24 protein-coding genes and 2 riboswitches are annotated in these 21879 nt (G+C 39.0%); of the genes, 3 read left to right on the plus strand and 21 right to left on the minus strand.

Features of this window, described 5'->3' with window-relative positions; translation table 11 throughout:
* Positions 1 to 12: 12 nt before the first annotated feature.
* Both ACQKII_RS19445 and ACQKII_RS19450 read right to left on the minus strand, forming a co-directional pair.
* Entirely contained in the window at positions 13 to 684 is a 672-nt protein-coding gene (locus ACQKII_RS19445) for a precorrin-3B methylase (protein WP_427462094.1), read from the minus strand.
* Between the two features lie 86 nt (positions 685 to 770).
* Positions 771 to 1766, minus strand: coding sequence for an ABC transporter substrate-binding protein (locus ACQKII_RS19450; RefSeq protein WP_427462096.1), 996 nt, complete (start codon positions 1764 to 1766; stop codon positions 771 to 773).
* A gap of 197 nt (positions 1767 to 1963) precedes the next feature.
* A riboswitch (cobalamin riboswitch) is annotated at positions 1964 to 2149 on the minus strand.
* A 181-nt stretch (positions 2150 to 2330) separates the two neighbouring features.
* Here ACQKII_RS19450 and ACQKII_RS19455 point away from each other — a divergent pair.
* Entirely contained in the window at positions 2331 to 4271 is a 1941-nt protein-coding gene (locus tag ACQKII_RS19455; RefSeq protein WP_427462189.1) for a GTP-binding protein, read from the plus strand.
* Positions 4272 to 4404: 133 nt separating this feature from the next.
* Complete coding sequence (locus ACQKII_RS19460; RefSeq protein ID WP_427462098.1) at positions 4405 to 4839, plus strand: hypothetical protein; 435 nt, start codon at positions 4405 to 4407, stop codon at positions 4837 to 4839.
* Positions 4840 to 4935: 96 nt separating this feature from the next.
* On the opposite strand, the gene ACQKII_RS19465 is transcribed toward ACQKII_RS19460, so the two are convergent.
* The 18 genes from ACQKII_RS19465 to ACQKII_RS19550 form a co-directional block, all read right to left on the minus strand.
* Positions 4936 to 5328, minus strand: a complete 393-nt coding sequence (locus tag ACQKII_RS19465; protein ID WP_427462099.1) for a hypothetical protein — start codon at positions 5326 to 5328, stop codon at positions 4936 to 4938.
* Positions 5329 to 5688: 360 nt separating this feature from the next.
* Positions 5689 to 6471, minus strand: a complete 783-nt coding sequence (locus tag ACQKII_RS19470; RefSeq protein WP_427462101.1) for a hypothetical protein — start codon at positions 6469 to 6471, stop codon at positions 5689 to 5691.
* A 269-nt stretch (positions 6472 to 6740) separates the two neighbouring features.
* Positions 6741 to 6923: riboswitch (cobalamin riboswitch) on the minus strand.
* 234 nt (positions 6924 to 7157) lie between these two features.
* Positions 7158 to 7751, minus strand: coding sequence for a YdeI/OmpD-associated family protein (locus ACQKII_RS19475; protein WP_427462103.1), 594 nt, complete (start codon positions 7749 to 7751; stop codon positions 7158 to 7160).
* A 220-nt stretch (positions 7752 to 7971) separates the two neighbouring features.
* Positions 7972 to 8175: a hypothetical protein gene (locus ACQKII_RS19480; protein ID WP_427462105.1), complete on the minus strand. Its 204-nt coding sequence runs from the start codon at positions 8173 to 8175 to the stop codon at positions 7972 to 7974.
* 194 nt (positions 8176 to 8369) lie between these two features.
* Complete coding sequence (locus tag ACQKII_RS19485) at positions 8370 to 9092, minus strand: ABC transporter ATP-binding protein (protein WP_427462107.1); 723 nt, start codon at positions 9090 to 9092, stop codon at positions 8370 to 8372.
* Between the two features lie 11 nt (positions 9093 to 9103).
* A complete protein-coding gene (locus tag ACQKII_RS19490; protein ID WP_427462109.1) occupies positions 9104 to 9853 on the minus strand; it encodes an ATP-binding cassette domain-containing protein in 750 nt (249 codons plus the stop codon).
* Positions 9846 to 10658 (minus strand): ABC transporter permease, encoded by an 813-nt coding sequence (locus ACQKII_RS19495; RefSeq protein ID WP_427462111.1) that lies wholly within the window; start codon positions 10656 to 10658, stop codon positions 9846 to 9848. Before ACQKII_RS19495 ends, ACQKII_RS19490 begins: the two co-directional genes overlap by 8 nt.
* A complete protein-coding gene (locus tag ACQKII_RS19500; protein ID WP_427462113.1) occupies positions 10658 to 11626 on the minus strand; it encodes an ABC transporter permease in 969 nt (322 codons plus the stop codon). The genes ACQKII_RS19495 and ACQKII_RS19500 overlap by 1 nt, the downstream gene beginning before the upstream one ends.
* Entirely contained in the window at positions 11616 to 13205 is a 1590-nt protein-coding gene (locus ACQKII_RS19505; protein WP_427462115.1) for an ABC transporter substrate-binding protein, read from the minus strand. The genes ACQKII_RS19500 and ACQKII_RS19505 overlap by 11 nt, the downstream gene beginning before the upstream one ends.
* A 35-nt stretch (positions 13206 to 13240) precedes the next feature.
* Complete coding sequence (locus ACQKII_RS19510) at positions 13241 to 14047, minus strand: urease accessory protein UreD (protein WP_427462190.1); 807 nt, start codon at positions 14045 to 14047, stop codon at positions 13241 to 13243.
* Entirely contained in the window at positions 14040 to 14669 is a 630-nt protein-coding gene (ureG, locus tag ACQKII_RS19515; protein WP_427462117.1) for an urease accessory protein UreG, read from the minus strand. Before ureG ends, ACQKII_RS19510 begins: the two co-directional genes overlap by 8 nt.
* 20 nt (positions 14670 to 14689) lie before the next feature.
* Positions 14690 to 15430: an urease accessory protein UreF gene (locus tag ACQKII_RS19520; RefSeq protein ID WP_427462119.1), complete on the minus strand. Its 741-nt coding sequence runs from the start codon at positions 15428 to 15430 to the stop codon at positions 14690 to 14692.
* On the minus strand, positions 15372 to 15818 hold the full coding sequence (locus ACQKII_RS19525) for an urease accessory protein UreE (RefSeq protein WP_427462121.1): 447 nt from the start codon (positions 15816 to 15818) through the stop codon (positions 15372 to 15374). The genes ACQKII_RS19520 and ACQKII_RS19525 overlap by 59 nt, the downstream gene beginning before the upstream one ends.
* 103 nt (positions 15819 to 15921) lie before the next feature.
* The gene (gene ureC, locus ACQKII_RS19530) at positions 15922 to 17637 is read right to left on the minus strand and encodes an urease subunit alpha (RefSeq protein WP_427462123.1); all 1716 of its coding nucleotides are present in this window, start codon (positions 17635 to 17637) and stop codon (positions 15922 to 15924) included.
* The gene (locus tag ACQKII_RS19535) at positions 17634 to 18002 is read right to left on the minus strand and encodes an urease subunit beta (RefSeq protein WP_427462125.1); all 369 of its coding nucleotides are present in this window, start codon (positions 18000 to 18002) and stop codon (positions 17634 to 17636) included. The genes ureC and ACQKII_RS19535 overlap by 4 nt, the downstream gene beginning before the upstream one ends.
* 15 nt (positions 18003 to 18017) lie before the next feature.
* A complete protein-coding gene (gene ureA / locus ACQKII_RS19540) occupies positions 18018 to 18320 on the minus strand; it encodes an urease subunit gamma (protein WP_427462127.1) in 303 nt (100 codons plus the stop codon).
* Between the two features lie 534 nt (positions 18321 to 18854).
* Complete coding sequence (locus ACQKII_RS19545) at positions 18855 to 19010, minus strand: hypothetical protein (RefSeq protein ID WP_427462129.1); 156 nt, start codon at positions 19008 to 19010, stop codon at positions 18855 to 18857.
* A gap of 20 nt (positions 19011 to 19030) precedes the next feature.
* Positions 19031 to 19327, minus strand: a complete 297-nt coding sequence (locus ACQKII_RS19550; RefSeq protein ID WP_427462131.1) for a HAMP domain-containing protein — start codon at positions 19325 to 19327, stop codon at positions 19031 to 19033.
* Between the two features lie 245 nt (positions 19328 to 19572).
* Here ACQKII_RS19550 and ACQKII_RS19555 point away from each other — a divergent pair, with 245 nt between their 5' ends.
* Positions 19573 to 20133, plus strand: coding sequence for a hypothetical protein (locus tag ACQKII_RS19555; protein ID WP_427462133.1), 561 nt, complete (start codon positions 19573 to 19575; stop codon positions 20131 to 20133).
* Between the two features lie 277 nt (positions 20134 to 20410).
* On the opposite strand, the gene aspA is transcribed toward ACQKII_RS19555, so the two are convergent.
* The gene (gene aspA, locus ACQKII_RS19560; RefSeq protein WP_427462135.1) at positions 20411 to 21829 is read right to left on the minus strand and encodes an aspartate ammonia-lyase; all 1419 of its coding nucleotides are present in this window, start codon (positions 21827 to 21829) and stop codon (positions 20411 to 20413) included.
* Positions 21830 to 21879 lie beyond the last annotated feature (50 nt).

Raw genomic sequence — 21879 nt, forward strand, 5'->3', positions numbered from 1 at the left:
GCTCCTTTCGAGTCACTCGTTTTTTAGCGCTTGCCAAAATTCAGCGGTTTTTGTTCTACGATAAAATCTATAAAACGGTTCTTCCTGACGTCTATTTTCTTTATACAGAGTAATAATTTGCTGGAGAAAGCCTTCTATATGTTGAATCGGCACACGTTTAGCAAATAATGTACCCGCCTGCGCATGAGCCCCCATTGGTACTGCACCTAAATAGATGTCAAAGCTGTCCTTCTGATAAACAAGGCCAATATCGTCATAAACCGCATTATAGCAGGCAGATGCACATCCGTTTACATTTAAACGTACTCTTTTAGGTACGTCCATACCTGCCAATGCTTTGTATAATTGTTCTGTAATGGCAGCAGCCTCCATTTTATCGCCATCACAAAAATCACAGGCCTTCATCGCAACTACCGAACCTTGTTTTGCAATATACAAGCCAGCTTCTTGTAATGACTTTATTGTTTGCGCTACTTCATTGGTAGGTACAGACAAAAGGATACTGTACGATGCAGAATATTTAATTGCCCCACTCTCACCAACCACTTCCGCCATTTTTTGAAATTGTGCTGCTGTATAGTGCTTATTAATCATACCGGGACTTACGGCTAGACGTGTATATCCTCCGTGCTCATTGAGTGTTGCAAATGTTTTCTCCGGAATATTATTACGAAATGCGTTCACCAATCTCTCCTCCTATAAAAAAGAGCTAGCAAATTGCTAGCCCTCTTAAATTACAAATTTACTTTTTGGATTTCTGTGCTTAAGAGTTAGAAATTCTCCGGATAGAATCCTTGCGCTAAAATTTGAATCGCCTCTGCAGCACGTACCCCTTCTGATGCTGCTGAAAGCGGTAAAATAACAAAGCGCTCATTGCTCACGGCTGCTGTTTCTTTTAACGCTGGATCTTTTTTTAGGAAGTTGATTTTTTGCTCGGCTGTTGTTGCACCGTAATCAATGACAACAATCACTTCAGGATTACGTTCTACTGCGTCTTCTTTAGATACAGTTGTCCACCCGGACTCAACATCGCCAAAGATATTCTTACCACCGGCTACTGATACAAGCTCATTCATAAAATTTTGTGCAGCCGTAAAGACTTCCTTTTCTCCACTATCATAGACAAGAACACGTAGCGCTTCATCATCTTGTGGTAACTTTTCACGAACAGACGCTACCTCCTTCGTCATCTGTTCAATTAAATCTTTCCCTCGGTCCACTACTCGAAAAATAGATGCGATATTCCGAATATCGGTAAAAATATCGTCCAGCGTTGGATTCGTAATACTTGAAGATGTATGTAAATATGTGTGGATACCAAGTGCCTCTAATTCTTCTGGCGTACCAATACCCTTGTCACCAAAACCGCTTTTCCAACCTGCATATAAAAAATCGGCTTCTGTATCAATGACTTGTTCTTTCGACGGATACTGTTCAGCTAATACCGGTACTTTATTGTATGCAGCTTGTAATGGTTCATAAATTTTGTCATCTAAATAAGCCGTACCTACCATCGAATCTTCTAAACCTAGTGCCAGCATGATTTCAGTGACATGCTGATTTAAGCTAATTGCCTTTTTTGGTGCTTCCGTATAAATTTGTGTCGTACCATTATTGTCAATCGTTAGTGCCGTGGTTTCAGCTTGTGCTGGTTCTACCTTTTCACCTTGTGCAGCTGATTCTTGTCCTTCCTTACTGTTGCAAGCACCTAAAATGCTTAACATCGCAATAGCAACCATCAGCCATATACCCTTCCACTTGTTCATGTCGGTGTTCTCCTTTGTTGTGTAATTTGTATAGTAAGAAATCAAAGACTTCTTGGCTAATTAGTTTCCTATATTACGAAAAGGAATTTACTTTGTTAAAAAGGCATAAAAAAACCCTCTTGTTTACCAAGAGGATATCATAGTGAATTAACCAAGGTTCTGCAACCAATCACTACAACCATCCTCGTGGTCCTAAGTAAGTTATGTACATATTGGCAGGTATCCTGGCTCAGGCTCATCATCTATACACCTTCCCATAGTTTCCTACAGTGGCATGTTGTACAGACTCCCCATTTACAGTTGCGGGACAGCATCGGATTTACACCGATTTCCCTTTTAAGCAAATGACCTAAGTCATTTGCACCAATCTATTTTTTATATTTTGTTCTACCTGAAAGACTAGCAGAAGTGAAATTTGATAGCAATCACACAAAAATATCCAATAATAAAAAAAGTTAAAAACCTAGCACTATTCAAACATAAACACGAACTATTTTACCTGAAATCTTTTTATATTAATTCTGTTACAATAAAGAGAAATGAACGATGGAAATGAGGATTTATATGTACAAAACGATTGGCGTACTGGCTCACGTGGATGCAGGGAAAACGACATTCTCGGAGCAGTTACTTTATCATACAAATAGCATTCAAGCTCGTGGACGTGTCGATCACCAGGATACTTTTTTAGATAATCATGCGATTGAACGTGCTCGTGGCATTACTATATTTGCTGAACAAGCGCGCATGCAAATAGGAGACGATATTTATACACTTATTGATACACCCGGACATATTGATTTTTCCCCTGAAATGGAACGTGCAATTCGTGTCATGGACTATGCCATTATTGTCGTTAGTGCAGTCGAGGGCATACAAGGCCATACCGAAACAGTATGGCAGCTACTACGCCAATACCATGTACCAACCATGTTCTTTATCAATAAAATAGATCGTGAAGGAGCCGATGCCGATGCAGTAATGGCACAGCTTCAAAAGGAATGCTCAGCTGACGTGTTGTTAATAGATGAACCTCTCCGTACAGACTTTATACCAAGTCATATGAAGGAGTGGCTCGCTGAACGTGATGAACAGCTACTCGATGCTTTCCTTGCTGACACGTTGGAGAACCATACTTGTGTCACTCGCTTGCAAACAATGATGAAGGAGGAGTTAGCCTTTCCATGCTTTATCGGGTCCGCCTTAAAAGATATTGGCATAAAGGAATTTTTGATACAGCTGCCCCTCCTTACTGAAACGCATTATAATCATGAGGAACCTTTTCATGGTGAGGTATTTAAAATTCGTCATGATGGACAACAGCGCTTAACTTTTATGAAAGCATTACAAGGTACGCTACATGTGCGTGATGATTTTACTTTTGGTGAGACTTCTGAAAAAGTGACGGAAATACGCTTATATAATGGGAATCGCTTTGAAACGGCACAAGAAGTAAGTGCTGGAGAAATATTTGCTGTGAAGGGTCTTAGTCAGACAAAGATTGGTGACATATTAGGCAGTTCGATGAGTCCTCAGCCCTATGAACTAGTGCCAACATTACAAGCAAAGGTGCACTATTTAGGACAACAGCATATAAAGGACGTATTGAAAACCTTCCGTTTGCTTGAAGCCGAGGAGCCCTCGTTACGTGTTGTGTGGCACGAGAAATTCCAGGAAATTCACGTACATATTATGGGCGTTATTCAACTTGAGGTACTGAGCGAAGTGTTAAAAGATCGCTTTACACTGACAGTTACATTTGGCGCACCAAAAATTTTATATATGGAAACAATTGCAACGACTGTAACAGGCTATGGCCATTTTGAACCTTTAAAGCATTATGCTGAAGTGCATTTACGTATGGCGCCAACTACACGTGGTACTGGCAATACGTTTGCCAATGCATGTCACGCCGATGATCTATCTGTCGGGCATCAACGGCTTATTGAAAAGCATTTATTTGAGCGCGAACATCATGGTCTACTAACAGGTTACCCTGTAACAGATATCCATTTCACCCTTCTAACAGGAAGTGCACATATAAAACATACCGAAGGCGGTGATTTTCGAGAAGCGACATTGCGCGCACTACGTCAAGGTCTTGAACAAGCTGAAAATATACTGCTTGAACCCTATTACCGCTTCAAGCTAAAGGCGCCCAACGATTTTATCGGCCGCATGATGACCGATATTCAACAAGCAGCAGGTACATTCGATGCACCACTTTTGACAGAAGAGCAAGTAATATTAACGGGGCGTGCACCTGTCGCTACATTCATGAGCTATAGTACAATCTTTGCTGCCTACACAAATGGCAAGGGCTCACTGTCGCTACAATTTGGTGGCTATGATGTTTGTCATAATACAGAGGAAATCATTGCCCAAATAGCCTACGATAAAAATGCCGATCCTGCGTATAGTTCGTCTAGTATATTTTGTGCCAAAGGAAAAGGCTACTCAGTACCATGGCAGGAAGCACAAGCTGCCATGCATTGCATAAAATAAAGTGAAACTTCAATTAGTGGGGGTTTTCTTCATCTCCCACTGATTGTATGTTGAAACCATCAGGCTTTTACGGTTAGTTGATCGTTCACCTCGTTATCTGTTTCTCATTTTTCAAGAAGAAGGGGGTATATTGTTGAAATCATCGATGTGGCTAGTTTATGGCAGGAAATTTTTTTGGCTAATCGGCTTAATCTTATTAGTAATGTTATGTTCGAATATCGAAAAGATAATCCAACAAACGGTAAGTGAAACATTCAATTTTATGCCGGTCATATGGTCTAATCCGATTATTGCTGTTATTATAGGTTTCTATATTTCTCTTATTATTGTAAAAAAATGGTCATTCAACATAAATCCATCATTATTATGGTGCGTAGCTATTCCTTGTATGTTACTTACGTTTGCCTACCCGGTATTTGCTTCACTCGCATCTATTGAATCATACCAATTAGATATAAAAAATCCTATCATTATCAATTGGCTACTACAAATATATTCTACGGATGTATTCGGTATAATAGCTGGTATGACAGTCATCCTTAGTATCTTTAGCGCGCCTAAGAAATGATTGAAAACTGGACTCGGTTTTTAACATCACCAAACCAGGTCCAGTTTTATGCTTTTCGATTCATGCCTTGCGATCAATTATTTATATAAACTCAATTTACTTCAAAATAGCTGAACCAATGCCAAATACACAACCTGAAGATAAAAAAAATGCATGAAATAATAATGCTTCAGATGTAAATGGGTTAAAGCTGCCAAAAAGCACAAAAATGAACATAGTGGGGATAAAGAAAACACACATACAGCCTAATGGGAAAATAAATAAGCGGTATTTCTTACATTTTGTTTCCATCCAATTAATCAGACGTAAGTAAATAGGCGTTGCCACTAACATAAAGGCTAAAGCCCCACAAAATAAAACAGAATAAATATCATTTCCTAATGATTGATCCCACACTATATTTAATATTTTCTCATACGCATAAAATCCACATAAATAGGCGATTAATGATGTCAAAACATACTGTCCAAGATTCTTAAATAGATGCATTATACACCTCCTTTTTTAACTTTTAGTGCGCGAATGGCATTCTAGAAATTTTCCATCTGATTTAATTATAATAAAGAAAAATTTGGTATTTAAGGATAATATTTAAAGCATATAGTAAAAAGTAGCGACGTGTCCTGGGCAAGGCACGAGCATCGCTCTGCTTATGTATCCTGCTGTGGCTCGTCTTTTGCTTTTTTGAGGATCTGGCTGCCGTTTCAAAACATTTGCAGTTTCTTTCACGCTTTCATCGCCAATGCGATTCGCAGGAATCTACATGAATTTTTCCTTTATATCAAAAAAATAGCATACTAGGCGTACTCCTAGCATACTATTTTCACTTTCGAGATAAGCCCCCTACTATTACAAAGCTTGCGCGGTACTATTTGTCTCTTCAACGAGTAAATAAGCAGGTTCCACAATGACATAACCATGATTATTTGAAAAATCAACTAACACGGTGCCAGGCTGACTCTTTAATAATTGTAAATTATCGATAATTTGGAGCAATAGTTCATGACCATTGCCACGTGGGTGCCAATTTAAATGGTAATCGTTCAGTGCTTTTACAGCTTGCATAAATTGCGAGTAATCGTGCTCTACGTATCTTTTTAGATTCGTATATTTATTGGACTCACGTTTTTTTGCAACTACTAACGCTAAATCAGCCAAATACGTCTCATAAAAACGCATGACCATCGAGCACAATAGATCATTCACACGTGCAGCGCTTAAAATCGGATTTGGGTCAAAATGAAGTCTCTCTAAATTTGGTTTTGCACGAACCGAATCGATACGTGTAATTAATTGATAAGCTTCTCCATTCACTTCATAAACAATCGGATTTGTCGGCATATACATCATAAAGCCATTCTTTCTTGTTTTTAACTCATTAGCCACACTTGCCTTGGCGAATAGATGTCCATCATACCCTTCATTTTGAATCCAAATAATTTCTTTGTTATATAAAATGCGGTCAAATAATCGTTCGTTGCGAATAAGTCCTGTTGCTAAAAACTGATCGACAAGTGATTCAATGACGATTCTTGTCTTCGTCTGCTTGCCTACCTCTGTGCGTGGATGCTTACAAATTTTCATAGCTGATTGCTGTTTTTCCTGTGCTGTACATACATGAATATTCGTCATACGTGCATTCCTCTTTTCGTACATATTTTCAAAACGGCAGGTGTACGTCCACTAAAAAACGGATTTCTCCAGTAAGAGGAAATCCGTCATTCAATGGCTATAACACCTTATACATATCATTCATCACGTAACGTCAAACATTGCCCACATAGGAAAGAATCGGTTCGGTACCGAAGACTTTCATTTACTATTATGGGCGTTTGACGTACTGTGACGAACAGCATATTCTGTTTTGTCAACATGCCACCTCCTATTCCTCGTAGGGTTATGGTGTGTACTCGTAATAGGCAGGTCTCCTGACTTATGGTCAACGCATCTTTCCCCTTCCCGTCTAATGACAGTGGTATTGCAAAGACGCTCACATTTTACAGTTGCGGGACAGTGTCGGACTTACACCGACTTCCCTTTTAAGTAAATTGCACGCAATTTACACCTATTACTACACGCTATTCAGTTGTGAAGGAAAATGAACTAAGTCACATTCCTTATAGAATTACTACTATTAATTGTAAAGAACTCTATTTCCAATGTCAATTATAACAAAATATTCCATCTATTAATACTTTTCGTGTGATGTAGAGTAAAGAGGCTTGAATTTTAACTAAAGCTCCAGTTCGTTCAAAAAAGCAGTTTTTCAGCAAAAAAGAATATCTTATAGTTTGGTTAATTTACTTTCTCTCAATAAACTAATCGTTTAATCCTTTTCCATCGAGAATTTGCTGCATATATTTTTCAACCCTTGACTGTCGTGTTTTGGCTTGTTTGGGTTGAGAAAAATAAAGAATGTAAGCCCTTTGCCGACCCGGTGTCAATACTTCAAAAGCAGTTTCCAATGCAGGGACCTCATTGAATTTATTTTGAAGTTCTTCAGGAATGATGATTTCTGTATTCTTTTTATAATTCACTTCCAAACCGGCCTTTTCAACTTCAATGGCTTCATAAATATAATCTTTCAAGATAGTTTCCATTTCAACGATTTCTAGAACATTGGTAAACCGAATCTGGCGTGCCGCCTGTACATTTTCTGTTTGTTGGATTAGAATCCTATGGGGATCCTGTAACAAGGCACCTTTATGAAACAAAAGTGCACAATAGTCTTTAAATCCATGTATTAAAACGATGTTTTTATTGTCAAACATGTAACAAGGATGCTTCCACTTTATTTCTTCAGCCAGCTCACAGTCAAGAACGATATCTCTCAACTTCTCATATTCTTCCTTCCACTTTTTTGCTTTACTTAAAAATTCATCAACCTTCGGATTCATTCTACTATTTGTCATCAAGGAACACCCCGCTTCAGTTTTTCGATCAGTCGTAAGCCTAACCGTTATAGTGAAAAGTCTCCGTTGAAGCCCCGATTTCTTCACTTGAAATGCCTTCAAGCGTAAGTGAGGCACTGAATGATTGTGCAACATTGAAACATTGTACATCTTTGTTACGTTTGTAATGGCAATATCCAGATTTCCTCATCTTTCGTGTGTGAAACTTCTTGAACTATCATTAATCGCTAAGTAACTTAGCTCGAATCGTCTCAATAGGAATATGAGAAGTACCTAGCTGTTCAAGATTTTCAAGTTGATCGCGTGTCATATAGTACATGCTCATACTTCCGTTAATGCCAAGTCGAACTTCGAATAAATTATCATCTAGCTGCGTTATTTCTAACGAGTTATTGTGGTCAAGTTGTAAGTTTACACTTTTCATATGCTATCTCCCCTTTTAAATTATAACGTCAATACTGATAGAAGATATATTTAAGTACTTTGACAACGTGTTGTTGTAGCATATGAGGGAGTCTTCAATCGGCTCTCAGTTAATTTATCGAAATCTAGTTGTTTAACAATCGCGAATGTGTGTTAAATTTTACATTTAATAATATTTTGGAGCTTTTCAACAAGTCATCTCATTGCTTGAAATAGCTTTTGGGCGTAGTTGTCTGTCAATTGAAAAACACCTTTTTCTTTTTTACTTTCATCGACAATGACGCCATCCTTCATGACGTATACACGCTCACATAAATAGGAAACAGCCTTTAAATCATGGGAAATAAATAAGATCGCCATGTTTTGTTCTTTATTGAGGGAGATCAATAAATCAATAATCTCCCGCTGAATTAATCGGTCTAAGCTAGAAACAATTTCGTCGCACACTAACAATTTGGGCTCCACTAAAATGGATCTTAACAAATTAACTCGTTGCCTTTCTCCCCCACTTAGCTCATTGGGCAAACAACTTAACACAGTGATTGGTAGCTTGACCTTTTCGAGCATGACCAGTAAATAGTCGTTTGTCACTGATTGTTTATGCTGTAATGGTTCCAATAATGATTCCTTCACTGTCCACATGGGGTTTAAAGCAGCAGTTGCATTTTGGAAGATCAACTGACAGTGTTCATAAAATGACTGGCAATTTTTCTTCGTAATGGGCTTTCCATTAAAATGAATGTGACCTTGGTTGGCCTTCTCCAATTGCATAATGATTTTGGCAAGCGTGCTTTTCCCGCTGCCACTCTCGCCTACTAGCCCAACGACTTCACCATGTCCAATGCATACATTCACATGCTGTAGTACTTGCTGCCCTCTAGGAAAGCTTTTACTAACATTTTCAACTTGCAGCAACAATGACATTCCCCCTAAAAATGATTCGCTAATAGTAACTTTGTATATGGATGTGTCGGCATTTCAAATACATCGCTTACCTGTCCCGTTTCAACGACCTCACCTTTTTTCATGACAACTACTGAATGTGCGGCCGAAACAGCAATGTCCAAATCATGCGTTATCAGTAAAATGGTAGTTCTTTTTTCGTTATTGAGTTTTTTCAGCAAATCCATAAAATCCTTTTGAATCAGCATATCGAGTGCAGATGTTGGTTCATCAGCTATTAACAATTCAGGCTCAATATATAATGCACAAGCGATCATACACCGTTGCAACATCCCTCCAGAGAGTTCAAAGGGATAGCGTTCCATTATTTCTTCCGTTAAATCTAAGTCCTGTAAAATTAAAAGCATTTTTTGATAAAATGCTACTTTCGTATGACCTTTTTTCTGCCCTGTCAATAGAAATAATTGATGCTTCATTTTTTTTGAGGGTGAAAAGCTGTTGGCAGCATCCTGAAAGATTGTAAAGAAATGCATTTTCCGCAACTCTACTCTTTCTTTTAGGGACATTTCCAGTAAATTCTTTTCATTTAAAAAGATGCCCCCCGACGCATATGCATGCGCAGGTAATAAGCCCAGAATTGCAGATACAGTCATACTTTTCCCACTACCACTCTCACCAATAATCGAAGTAATACGGCCCTTCGGCACTGTAAACGTGACATATTTGATAAGTTGCTTACCATTAAGTACTACTGATAATTTATCAATATTAAGCATGTGAACGCGCACCTCCTTGCTGCTTCAATGCCTCCCCGATAAATTGAATACATAAAATTGTAACAAAAATTAAAAGTCCCGGAAATAGCCCAATCCACCATGCACCAACAAGTAAATCTGTTTGAGCGGCATACAACATCGTTCCCCAAGACGGCGTTGCGGGTGGCACACCTATTCCTAAGAAACTTAGTGATACTTCTGTGAAAATAGCACCCGCAAAGTTAAATAACGTCACAACAAAAATGGCCGGGAAACTATTGCGCAACAAGTGTCTAAACAAGATTTTCCATGTAGGTGTACGGAACATTACCGCCATTTGGACAAATTCAGATTCCTTTAGTCGCATAAATTCAGAGCGCACAATACGTGCAGTGACAAACCATCCTGTCAGGCCTATAATGACAGCCATAGTCCAAACACTTCCTCGCATTATGGCTTGAAAAGCAAGCACCAAGACAAGCGATGGAATGGTTAAAAATGCCTCTAGCATACGCATCATGATGACATCTACCATTCCTCCGAAATAGCCACTAATTCCGCCATATATGATCCCAATAACTGTGGAAATCACAACAGATACTACTGCTATCAAAAGAGTCACCTGCCCACCAACAAGCAAGCGCGAGAGCACATCACGACCTAGCTGATCCGTTCCAAGCACATGACTAACATTAGGGGAAGCATAAATATTATTCATATCCATCGTATTTGGCTCGAAAGGGGCTAGAAACGATGAAAAAGCAGTCGAAGCAAAAATGATGGAAAGTAAGATTAACCAAAAAAAGAGCATTTTTCGCGATTTCATCAGCGTAGCACACCCCTTCTTAGCTTAGGATTGATAACAATCATCATAACATCAATGACAATAAGACTAACAACAACGACAACACCAATAATCAGTACCCCACCCATTAATAATGGGAAATCTTTCACCATTACCGATTTGACGAGTAGCTGCCCTAAGCCTGACCACCCAAAAAGTGATTCTACAACAATCGAACCCCCAAAGAATGATGGAATCGTAACCCCTATGTAATTGACATAAGGAATGAATGAATTACGCAAAATATATTTTCTAATTTCCCGTTCGGCTACCCCATTTGCACGAGCAACCTGAACATAATAACTTTTACTTTCACGCTTTACGCAGTCCTGTAAAAATCGAGCAAATAGGCCGACATGAGAAAGTACAAGAACTGTCACTGGGAGGATGATATGGTGCAGTCTATCAGCAATTCCCCCTCCCCCTCGTACATCACTCATGCCTGATGAAGGCAGCCAGCCTAACTGTACTGAAAAGATCATCATGAATAATATCCCTAACCAAAACGAAGGCACAGCCGAGCTCGCTATACTAAAGATCGTCAATCCTCGATCCAGTAATGAATCTTCTTTCATCCCAGCCAATAACCCTAGCCAAGTAGATGTTATTGTGACGATCAATAAAGTAATCGCAACAAGCTGTAATGTATTCGGGAGCTTTTCTAATAAAATCGTTAAGACCGCCCTGCCTTCTTTTGCAGAATAACCTAAATTTCCTTGGACCGCCTCACGGAGCCAAATCCCGTATTGAGACAGGATAGGTTTATCTAATCCGAAAGCTTGTGCAATCCTTTCTTTTTCAGCTGTCGTTAATGTTTGTGAATTTCCACCATAATAAGCCGTGGCTGGATCTCCTGGTGCTGCATGCATGATGAAAAAAGACAGGAAGCTCACGATAACGAGGACAATTGTCCCCATTATCACGCGCTTCCCAATCCACTTAGCGGTCATGCCATTTCCACTCCTCGACATTCCATAAGAAACCTGCACCATGATGACCCAATATGCGTTCTTTCACGCCGCTTATATTTTTATCGATACCATATACTGCATCAACATATGCAAAATAAGCAAACGGTGGATCTTCTGCTAATTCCTGTTGTAATGCCCTATAAATTTCTTGTCGTTTTGTAGGGTCAACTGTTATACGCCCCTGCTCTAATAAAGCATCCACTTTTGCGTTTGAATAGCTACCATAATTGTAGCCAGCACTCGTTAAACTTGATTGGTTCGTATGGAATAAGCTATACGTATGATGGTCTGCATCATATGGACTGCCCCAGCCAACCATAAACGTTTCTGCTTCTTCAATAACAATACTACTCCAATCTAATGCATCTACGTCGACATCTGCGCCTACTGCTTTATAGCCCTCAGCAACATAGTTGGCCATATTGACACGTACACTATCTGTCACAGGCACTGTAATGGTAAAGCCTAGCTTTTGACCATCTTTATAGCGGAAACCATCCTTTGCTAATTTCCAATCTGATTGTTCAAGTAAGTCATTTGCTTTGTCTAAATTATACGCATAATGCTCAATATCCTCATTGACGAATGCATGCTTTTGTAATGGCGAGTATGCCTCTGTACCAAAGTCTTGTAAAATCCCCTTGACAATTCCTGCACGATCAATTGCAAAGCTCATTGCTTTTCGGATATTGACATCTTGCCATAGGTCAAATTGCATGTTAAATAAAATACCGCGGTAATCCGCTGAATCTACCTCATACATTTTTAAATGCGGTGCTTTTGACAGCTCAGCAATTTGCGTAGGATCCAGTAATGCAATGTCAACTTCTCCTGATTTAAGTTGTAACGCTCGAACATTGCTATCTGGTATAAACTTAAATATCACGTTATCTAAAGAAGCTTTTGTCCCAAAAAAGAAAGGATAGGCCTTCAATGTTAAACTCGTGCCGCGATCCCATTTGTCGAACATAAAAGGGCCTGCACCAATTGGTTGTTCATTAAAAGAAGCTGTGCGCATATCTTGTCCTTCAAATGCATGCTTCGGCAAAATTGGTACTGTTAGCTTATCCAGCATCGGTGTAAACGGCTCATCTAACATGATCTTCATCGTTGTTTCATCCACTTTTTCCATAGCGGCTACGTGAATAAAATCAGATTTTAAAAACGACGCATTGTGATCGTCTAAAATACTTTCTATTGTAAAGATGACATCGTCCACCGTTAAAACTTGACCATCATGGAACGTAACATCATTTTTTATTTTCACTGTGTACGTCAGCTGATTATCAGAGACTTGCACATCCTCTGCAATATCATTGATTGGTAAATTATTTTCATCAAAACGCATTAATCCACGAAATAAAAAGGCATCTAAATTAGTTTCCTCTAAAATTGGGTTTAAGCCATCGAATTCAGACTCTGAGGCATAAATAAGTTCATTCGCATGTGATGATGACTCAGCAGTCTTTTGTTTTTCTTGTTGATTAGACTCTTCCCCACATCCAACTAAAGTAATAACAAGAGTTGTAAGCAATATAAATAATGAAAACTTTTTCAATTCTCTCTATCTCCCTCAAAAATCAACATATATTCTTATATTAGATTCGATACATGTAAAAACATTCGGTTAATCTCTTTATGTAGTGTCCGTTGCTCTTTCGATAGCCATCTACAATGAATTGCATAATCGTTAAGCTTCGTTACACTCGCTTGTGTATCACTTTCGGCGTGCATCAATTCCTGTAAATCTCTTACATTTAGTTCCCTAACATTCGGCGATACAATCCATAGTGTACCGATGTACAACGCTTTTTCAAGTAAGCCAATTAATGAAAAATCCATTTCTTCAGGTTTGAAATGTAATGTATCAAAGGCAATTAAAGAATCTTCTACATATAATTTGTAGTGCGAACGAAACGATTGAAAATTAAAAATTTCCCCTCGCATTTCCCGGCCAGGGGCAAGTATTTCTCCCCAAATCAACGTAGAGCTTGCCATCATTCGAATCGTTGTATCCACCTGGAATTTTGCTCGTTCGAATGGAATTATTACTTCAGGCATCCATTCTAATCGAGCATTTTCTTCCAATTCCACGTGAATGGATTGTGTACAAAGTTCCCCTGTATGGGATGGATAGATTTTTAATGCTGATTGTTGCTTTAGTCTTACTTGGCTATCGGGCGCAAGTTTTATATCCATTTCATTTCTGTCTCCCGCTACCATGCCACCTGAAGATTCCATGATAAAAACAGTTGCTGTTGGCTTTTGCCCTTCATATAACTCTCGACTTGCCTTCAATGGTGGTTGTTGGTACACACGAACAAGTCGTGTGTACCCTCTTCTTGGCTCAAATGCCATTTCTAATTTGCCAAAATGATTTACTTTTCTTTGCTCAAACATTTGCGTCAACTGCTTCAGCACCTTCTAGTAACATCTGGTGCTGTATCCACGCTACCACCTTATCAACATTTGTTTGTGAGCGTACATCCGCAAAGATGTAAGGACGCCCAGCTCTCATTTTTTTCACATCTTCATCCATTAGGTCTAAATCCACGCCAACATGAGGTGCTAATGATGTTTTATTGATCAGTAATAGATCAGAACGCGTTAAGGCTGGACCACCTTTACGTGGAATATCTTGACCTTCTGCCACATCAATGACATAAATATACCCATCAACAAGTTCTGGACTAAATGTTGCCGATAAATTATCGCCGCCACTTTCTAAGAAAATAATGTCTAAATCAGCGAAACGTTTGTTGAGTTCATCAATGGCTGTAAAGTTCATCGATGCATCTTCTCGGATGGCTGTATGCGGACAGCCACCTGTTTCAACACCAACGATACGATCCTCATTGAGTACCCCATTTGTTATTAAATATTGCGCATCTTCTCGTGTATAAATGTCATTTGTAATAACAGCCACATTATATTGTTCATGCATAACACGTGTTAATTGGTCCACTAACGATGTTTTTCCTGAACCTACTGGTCCACCGATGCCAATTCGTATTGGTTTCATAAAAAATTCCAACTCCCTGCTTAAGAAATAAATAATCTTGAAAATAAAAATTCATGCTTCATCGATGCAAGTTCAATGCCTAATGCATTATTTGATAAATCATCAATCGTCAAATTCATTACTTTTTGTGCTGCTTCCTCTACATGAACGAGCAGTTCATTTAACGCTTGTACGCCGGTATTTTGTCCGAATGGCACAGCCCGCACTGCATTTTGTACTAAACCACTTATTGATGCGTACATAAATGTCATGACTGCGTGATAAACATTCACCCCAAGTGCCTCACTATAAATACCGTAAAGGACTGCATAATGGCCCTTCACATCTTCTTTATCTATCTTGTGCTCCCACTGCTCTACTAATGGACTGTCAATGAGTGGAGCTACAGTTCGCACAAATTGTTTGCCAACGTTCACGCTAGCATCTCTAGATTCTTTCGCTAGCTTAATAGCTCCACAAAGCTCATCAAGCTCTGCAAGACGTTTTTCATTTCTCTCTTTTGCTGCATGGAAGGCATCTTGAATGATTAGGGCATCTCCACATACTAAGTTGTGAAATAAATAGCTTTTACAAAATGCGATTAATTGCTGTTTCGTTCGAATCAACTCTTCCTGAATATACGTTTCCATGCCGTATGAATGGGTATATGAGCCGATAGGAAAGGCTGAGTCATGAATTTGTAATAAACGCAGCAAGGAGAAATCAGTGAGCGTGTCCACGGTATTTGAACGGTTGTTTGAAGCGTCGCTCTGTCGTTTCATAGTTGACTCCTACTTCGTCTAATAATAGGTTAATCGTATGATCGGCACGTACAATAATTTCATCATTTTCAATCAAACATGGTGTATGACGATTTCCTAATTCAAACGCCGCTTTCCCCATCTCTACCATATTTTCAGGATAGATAACAATAACAGGTTCTAATTTCGTACGGATTGCGATACGTCGATCACCGTCTTCGAATAATAAATCACCATACTTTAGTGGTTCTTCTCCGCTTAAACGTAAAGCGACGTCTGTCCCTTGATCTGTTACTGTACGAAGAATGCGTTTACTTAACTCTTCCCAGTCAAGTTCGATCCATTCTGTTAACTTACTGTCGATTTCTTCTTCTTGACCGATATTTCCGATAATTTTTTCAATTAACATATTGTTTGCACCCCTAATTAAATAATGGATTTCTAAAAACAGCTCACGCTATATTTCCTGCAATATTCTAACAATTCATCGCCGTAAAATACCTACAATGCGTTTAGAATAAGAAGTATCTTTGTGCCATTGGCAATACATCTACTGGCTCGCAAGTCGCTAATTCACCATCGATTTTCACTTCATATGTTTCAGGATTCACATCAATGTGCGGTGTAGCGTTGTTATGTTTCATATCTGCTTTACCAATATTCCGACAATTTTTCACTGTACCGATTTTTCGTTTTAAGCCTAATTTCGCCGGTAAACCTTCTTCTACAGCAATCTGTGGTAAAAATGTCATCGCACAATTTTGAGGACCTTGTCCATAGAAGCCAAACGTCTGACGACCTTTCGTAGGTTGCGGTGTAGGAATGGACGCATTGGGATCACCTGTGATGGCATAAACCGCAATCCCGCCTTTAATGACAACTTCTGCTTTAACTCCGAAAAATGCTGGGTCCCACAGCACAATATCTGCTAGTTTACCTTCTTCCAACGAGCCAACCTCATGGCTAATACCGTGAGCAATTGCTGGATTTATGTTCAGTTTTGCCATATAGCGTTTTACGCGGTAATTATCATTGTCTTTCCCTTCATCCTGTGGCAATGGACCCCGTTGTTTTTTCATTTTGTCTGCCGTTTGGAACGTACGTAATGTTACTTCTCCTACCCGCCCCATCGCTTGAGAATCGGAAGACATAATACTTAAAATACCTAAATCCTGCATAATATCCTCAGCCGCAATGGTTTCTGGACGTATTCGAGAATCCGCAAACGCTACATCTTCCGGAACATCATGCTTTAAGTGATGACAGACCATGAGCATATCTAAATGTTCATCAATCGTATTTGTAGTAAACGGTTTTGTTGGATTTGTCGATGCTGGCAAAATATTAGGTAATGATGCCATCACTAACTGGTCTGGCGCATGCCCTCCACCAGCACCCTCGGTATGGAATATGTGAATAACACGACCATCTATAGCATTAATCGTATCTTCTACAAAGCCGGCTTCATTCAATGTATCTGAGTGTAAGGCAACTTGGATATCATAGTCATCCGCTACAGTTAAACTTTGGTCAAGAGCTGCTGGTGTTGCACCCCAATCTTCATGTATTTTCATACCAATTGCCCCAGCACGGACTTGCTCAATAATCGGTTCAGGGTCGGAAGCACTCCCTTTTCCTAGAAGTCCAACGTTTATTGGTAAACTTTCGACAGCTTGAAGCATTCTATGTAAATGCCATTCTCCAGCTGTTAAGCTCGTCGCTTTAGAGCCAGCAGCGGGTCCTGTTCCACCACCAATAAATGTTGTTGTCCCTGCTAATAACGCTGTTTCCACCTGATCTGGACTGATGAAATGTATATGTGTGTCGATAGCACCAGCAGTTGCGATTAAGCCCTCTCCTGCATAAACCTCCGTACCAACACCAATGATCATATCTTGATCAACACCGTCCATGCCATTTGGGTTTCCAGCTTTCCCAATACCGATAATTCGACCGTCTTTAATGCCAATATCTGCTTTGACAATACCTGTATGATCAATCATTACTACATTTGTAATAACCGTGTCTAGCACGCCGTCACTTCTTTTATTTTTACCATTTTGCCCCATAGAAACACGAAGTGATTTTCCACCTCCGAAAACGCCCTCGTCACCGTAAGTTGTATAGTCCTTCTCTATTTCAATCCACAGTTCAGTATCTGCTAAACGAACCTTATCTCCAACAGTAGGTCCAAACATTTTTGCATACGCTTCGTGTGTCACCTTCATTTTTCTTCAGCTCCTTTAAAGCCACCTTCAATCGCTTTGTCTAAAATTTCGTCCTTATTATGCGTTGAACCTTCTGTTAATTTATTCAATCCAAAAATATGTCGTTTGCCGCCAAACTCCACGATTTCCACTTCTTTTTCCTCACCTGGTTCAAAACGAACCGCTGTACCTGAAGGAATATTTAAATGCATGCCAATTGCTTCTTGTCTATCAAACTCTAAGAATCTATTCACTTCTATAAAATGAAAATGTGAACCAACCTGAATCGGACGATCTCCTGTATTCGCTACAATAACTGTTTTAGTGGCCCGTCCTACATTCATTTCAATCTCACCTTGTGCTGGTCTAATTTCTCCAGGAATCATTCACAAATACCCCCTTTACAGTATTGGACGGTGAACTGTTACAAGTTTCGTACCATCTGGGAATGTACACTCAACTTGAACATCCGAAATCATGTCACCGACGCCTTCCATTACATCTGCTGCTGTGAGCACTTGTTTCGCATCACTCATCAGCTGAGCAACAGTTTTTCCATCTCTTGCACCCTCCATAATATAACTACTTATAAGCGCTACAGATTCAGGGTAATTTAACTTTAATCCACGTGCTTTTCTTTTCAGCGCAAGTTCTCCTGCCAAATGGAGAAGTAGCTTTTCTTGTTCCACAGGTGATAGCTTCAATCCAATCTCTCTCTTTCTTTATTCTGAATTTTTCCGCAGTATAAAACTACTTTCAACTTTCTGACGCTATTTACTTTTAGTTTGGTCCAACAGTTTATGATTTCGCAAGGACAAGCGAATAAGACAAAGAATTGACGATTTGACCCGGCAGACGCGGGTTGCAAAGTGTGAGGTGAATGATAAGAGGTAACAGCTAACCTATTATAAAAAACTAATTCAAAAAATTCAACATTTATATTACTCTGTCAATTCACAAGTTTGGCGAATGAAAAATAATAAAAGGACTATTTTGTAGAAGATTTATCTTCTTTCAAAATAGTCCCTATCATTCCTGTAAACAAAACTCCTCTGAAACCAACATGAGATGTCAATATTAACCAAGAAGTTACAGCGCTCAATCCCTCTAAATAATCTTACCTTTTTTGTTCCCACCAGCTTCTCTTCGTTAACACAATTTCAATTATCTGCCTGCACACTTATGCATCAGTAATCCGTTCAACCCCTTTAGCAGTTTCCTGCATAGAAATAGCACTTTCATTGGCAGATTGTGCAACTCTTCAGAGCGTCTGTAGTTTTTTCCATTTGTTGGTCAACTTCATCTACTGCCAGCGTAATTTCATTTGTACTTGCAGCTAGTTCCTCCATGCTCGCAGATAGATCTGTAGAACTATGCGTAATTTTCTGTGTCATTGTACGTATCTGCTCTTTCATCAAAAAAATGCCGTTGCCAATTCTGCAATTTCATCATTCGTTTTTACCTCCAAAGGCTTCACTTGTAAGTTACCCTCTGCTATCGTTCGAACAGCAACGGACAAATGTTTAAGAGGTGTAATAATTTTGTGTTTTACATAAAAAATGTCAGACAACGTAATCGCTATACCAACAAAGGTTAATGCCGTTGCAAGCGATTCTAATGAAGTTAAATTTGTTAAATCTATTATTAAAAACACGATCATCACTACATTTAAAACAGAAAAGCCAAGCATACTTTTTTTGCCTAAACTCATATTAAATCACTCCATCAACATCTTATTTTAATGGAGTCATTTTAGTTTAATTTTCCTAAAAAGCACAGCAAAAAGCCTGACTTTTGTATGATTACAACTATAAAAGGCTGTTTTCTCAAAGATTTTTGCGAAACGAAAGCACTCGTTATGAAAACATAAACGTTTGTAATATTTTGGATTACAGGGAGCCTGAATGAAATTGTATAATGAAGCGTAATTTGAATTATTTCGTTTGAGGTGTTAGTTTGTTTAAAAGGAAAATATTGATTGGAAAATCAGAAGATGCCGTCTTGACAATTATCGAACACTTAGAGGAAAATAATGTTCCGTATGAAATAGGAATCAAAGACATTTTAAAGCAATCGTCTGAAAGATTCCGCTCGAAAAAAAATGATGAAATATACAAGGTGTTTTATACGATCGAAGTTCGAAAAAAATATGCGGAACAAGTAGAAGCTATTGTTGCGCAGTATGTGTCGCAAGAAGATATGAAGCATTGGTATAAAATGGCGAAAAAGAAAAGTAGAAATTTAGAGAAGAAAGAACATGCTCTTTATTCATTTGTGATTTTTATCCACTGTATAACGATACAAGCCATCGAAACAGGTAAAAGTGTAGGAGCAAACATCGTTTCTTATATCGCTTGTGCCGTGTTATTAATGTGTGGTGTGTATATGACGACTAAATATTACAAAGAGCTGAAAAAAGAATCGAGCGATTTAAAAGTAAGCAATAGGCTATTGATGTTCTTAGGTATTACTGTGATATTTTATGCCGTTGCTTCTTTTTTAGTTTTACTGCGATAACATTAATTTTTTATAAGCTGAAATAAGCATTTGCTTTACTCGATTCCTTCTGGGACCTGTATTTAATAGGAGTATTCCCGGTATGCTATTTTTTGATATAAAGATAAAAATCCGCGTAGACTCCTGCGGGAAAGCAAGAGCACGAGACCCAGCAGGGAGCGTAAGCGAGCAATGCGGCTCGAGCCTTGCCCGCTGGAAAGCGTAGCGGATTTTCACCATATAGGAAGATAGCTATTATTGTTTGAAGGGCTTCTTAGACAGCCCCTTTCCACAGCTATTATTTTAATTTCATGATGCTGGCACCAGCAATACCTGGATGTGTCATTTCATACGGATCTAAAATCAAATCTAATTGTTCCGTCGTTAAAACACCTGCCTCAATGCAAAGCTCACGAATGGAACGTCCAGATAAAATTGCCTCACGTGCAAGGCGCGCAGCAATCTCATAACCGATATGAGGGTTTACCGCTGTTAATACACCTACACTCTTCTCAACGTATTCTTTCATGCGTTCTTCGTTCGCTTCAATATCCTTCAAGCAGTTTTCCGTAAATGCTCGGAACACATTATTCATAATACTAATTGATTGGATCAGGTTAAAGACTAACACAGGTTCCATAACATTTAACTCTAACTGACCCGCTTCAGACGCAAGGCAAATCGTTTGGTCATTACCGATAACTTGGAATGCTACCTGATTAAGCACCTCTGGCATAACTGGATTTACTTTACCAGGCATAATCGAAGACCCAGGTTGACGAGCAGGTAAAATAATTTCCCCTAAACCAGCACGTGGTCCAGATGCCATTAAACGAAGGTCATTGGAAATTTTAGATATATTAATCATACAAATTTTTAGTGCGCCTGACACTTCTGTATACGCATCTGTATTTTGCGTAGCATCCACTAAATGTGTTGCACCTTGAAGTGGTAAACCAGAAATTTCAGCAAGATGCTGGTCAACTGACTTAATATAATCAGGGAATGCATTTAATCCTGTTCCTACAGCAGTTGCTCCCATATTCACATCATAAAGATTTGGACGTGTTTGACGAATTCGATTAATATCGCGATTGATCACACGGCAATATGCTTCAAATTCTTGACCTAAACGGATCGGCACAGCATCTTGTAAATGCGTACGGCCCATTTTAATAACATGTGCAAATTGCTCAGCTTTTTGGTGGAACACCGCTTGCATGTTCTCCATTGTAACTAAAAGCTCATCAACTAAATGTAATACGGCAATATGAATCGCTGTTGGGAATGCATCATTTGTCGATTGTGACATATTGACATGGCTGTTCGGGCTAATCGATTGATAGTCCCCTTTTTCTTTCCCCATAATCTCTAATGCACGATTCGCAATCACTTCATTCGCATTCATATTAATCGATGTACCCGCACCACCTTGGATCGGATCGACGATAAATTCACTATTCCATTTACCATCAATTACTTCTTGTGCTGCTTCGACAATTGCTTCACCAATGTCCTTTGATAGCAGGTGTACCTCCATATTGCCTAATGCAGCTGCTTTTTTCACAATTCCCATTGCTTTAATTAGTGATGGATGAATTGTATAGCCTGTTATCGGGAAGTTTTCTGTTGCTCGAAGTGTTTGAATCCCGTAATAGACACTGCTTGGTAAGGTACGTTCACCTAAAAAATCTTTTTCAATACGTACTGTGGACATTATTGTCGACTCCTTTTATGTATACTCACACTGATAGTAGCTAATTAATG

The sequence above is a fragment of the Lysinibacillus sp. NPDC048646 genome (genome assembly GCF_050272295.1).
Taxonomy (GTDB): domain Bacteria; phylum Bacillota; class Bacilli; order Bacillales_A; family Planococcaceae; genus Lysinibacillus.

Excerpts from the sequence above, each read along its gene's own strand:
- ureC (WP_427462123.1), bottom strand. The coding sequence starts at position 17,637 with ATGAAGGTGACACACGAAGCGTATGCAAAAATGTTTGGACCTACTGTT.
- ACQKII_RS19550 (WP_427462131.1), bottom strand. The coding sequence starts at position 19,327 with ATGAGTTTAGGCAAAAAAAGTATGCTTGGCTTTTCTGTTTTAAATGTA.
- ACQKII_RS19495 (WP_427462111.1), bottom strand. The coding sequence starts at position 10,658 with ATGAAATCGCGAAAAATGCTCTTTTTTTGGTTAATCTTACTTTCCATC.
- ACQKII_RS19500 (WP_427462113.1), bottom strand. The coding sequence starts at position 11,626 with ATGACCGCTAAGTGGATTGGGAAGCGCGTGATAATGGGGACAATTGTC.
- ACQKII_RS19465 (WP_427462099.1), bottom strand. The coding sequence starts at position 5,328 with ATGCATCTATTTAAGAATCTTGGACAGTATGTTTTGACATCATTAATC.
- ACQKII_RS19480 (WP_427462105.1), bottom strand. The coding sequence starts at position 8,175 with ATGAAAAGTGTAAACTTACAACTTGACCACAATAACTCGTTAGAAATA.
- ACQKII_RS19450 (WP_427462096.1), bottom strand. The coding sequence starts at position 1,766 with ATGAACAAGTGGAAGGGTATATGGCTGATGGTTGCTATTGCGATGTTA.
- ACQKII_RS19535 (WP_427462125.1), bottom strand. The coding sequence starts at position 18,002 with ATGATTCCTGGAGAAATTAGACCAGCACAAGGTGAGATTGAAATGAAT.
- ACQKII_RS19525 (WP_427462121.1), bottom strand. The coding sequence starts at position 15,818 with ATGTTAATTGAAAAAATTATCGGAAATATCGGTCAAGAAGAAGAAATC.
- ACQKII_RS19520 (WP_427462119.1), bottom strand. The coding sequence starts at position 15,430 with ATGAAACGACAGAGCGACGCTTCAAACAACCGTTCAAATACCGTGGAC.
- ACQKII_RS19475 (WP_427462103.1), bottom strand. The coding sequence starts at position 7,751 with ATGACAAATAGTAGAATGAATCCGAAGGTTGATGAATTTTTAAGTAAA.
- ACQKII_RS19470 (WP_427462101.1), bottom strand. The coding sequence starts at position 6,471 with ATGACGAATATTCATGTATGTACAGCACAGGAAAAACAGCAATCAGCT.
- ACQKII_RS19510 (WP_427462190.1), bottom strand. The coding sequence starts at position 14,047 with ATGTTTGAGCAAAGAAAAGTAAATCATTTTGGCAAATTAGAAATGGCA.
- aspA (WP_427462135.1), bottom strand. The coding sequence starts at position 21,829 with ATGTCCACAGTACGTATTGAAAAAGATTTTTTAGGTGAACGTACCTTA.
- ACQKII_RS19455 (WP_427462189.1), top strand. The coding sequence starts at position 2,331 with ATGTACAAAACGATTGGCGTACTGGCTCACGTGGATGCAGGGAAAACG.
- ACQKII_RS19545 (WP_427462129.1), bottom strand. The coding sequence starts at position 19,010 with ATGACACAGAAAATTACGCATAGTTCTACAGATCTATCTGCGAGCATG.
- ACQKII_RS19490 (WP_427462109.1), bottom strand. The coding sequence starts at position 9,853 with ATGCTTAATATTGATAAATTATCAGTAGTACTTAATGGTAAGCAACTT.
- ureG (WP_427462117.1), bottom strand. The coding sequence starts at position 14,669 with ATGAAACCAATACGAATTGGCATCGGTGGACCAGTAGGTTCAGGAAAA.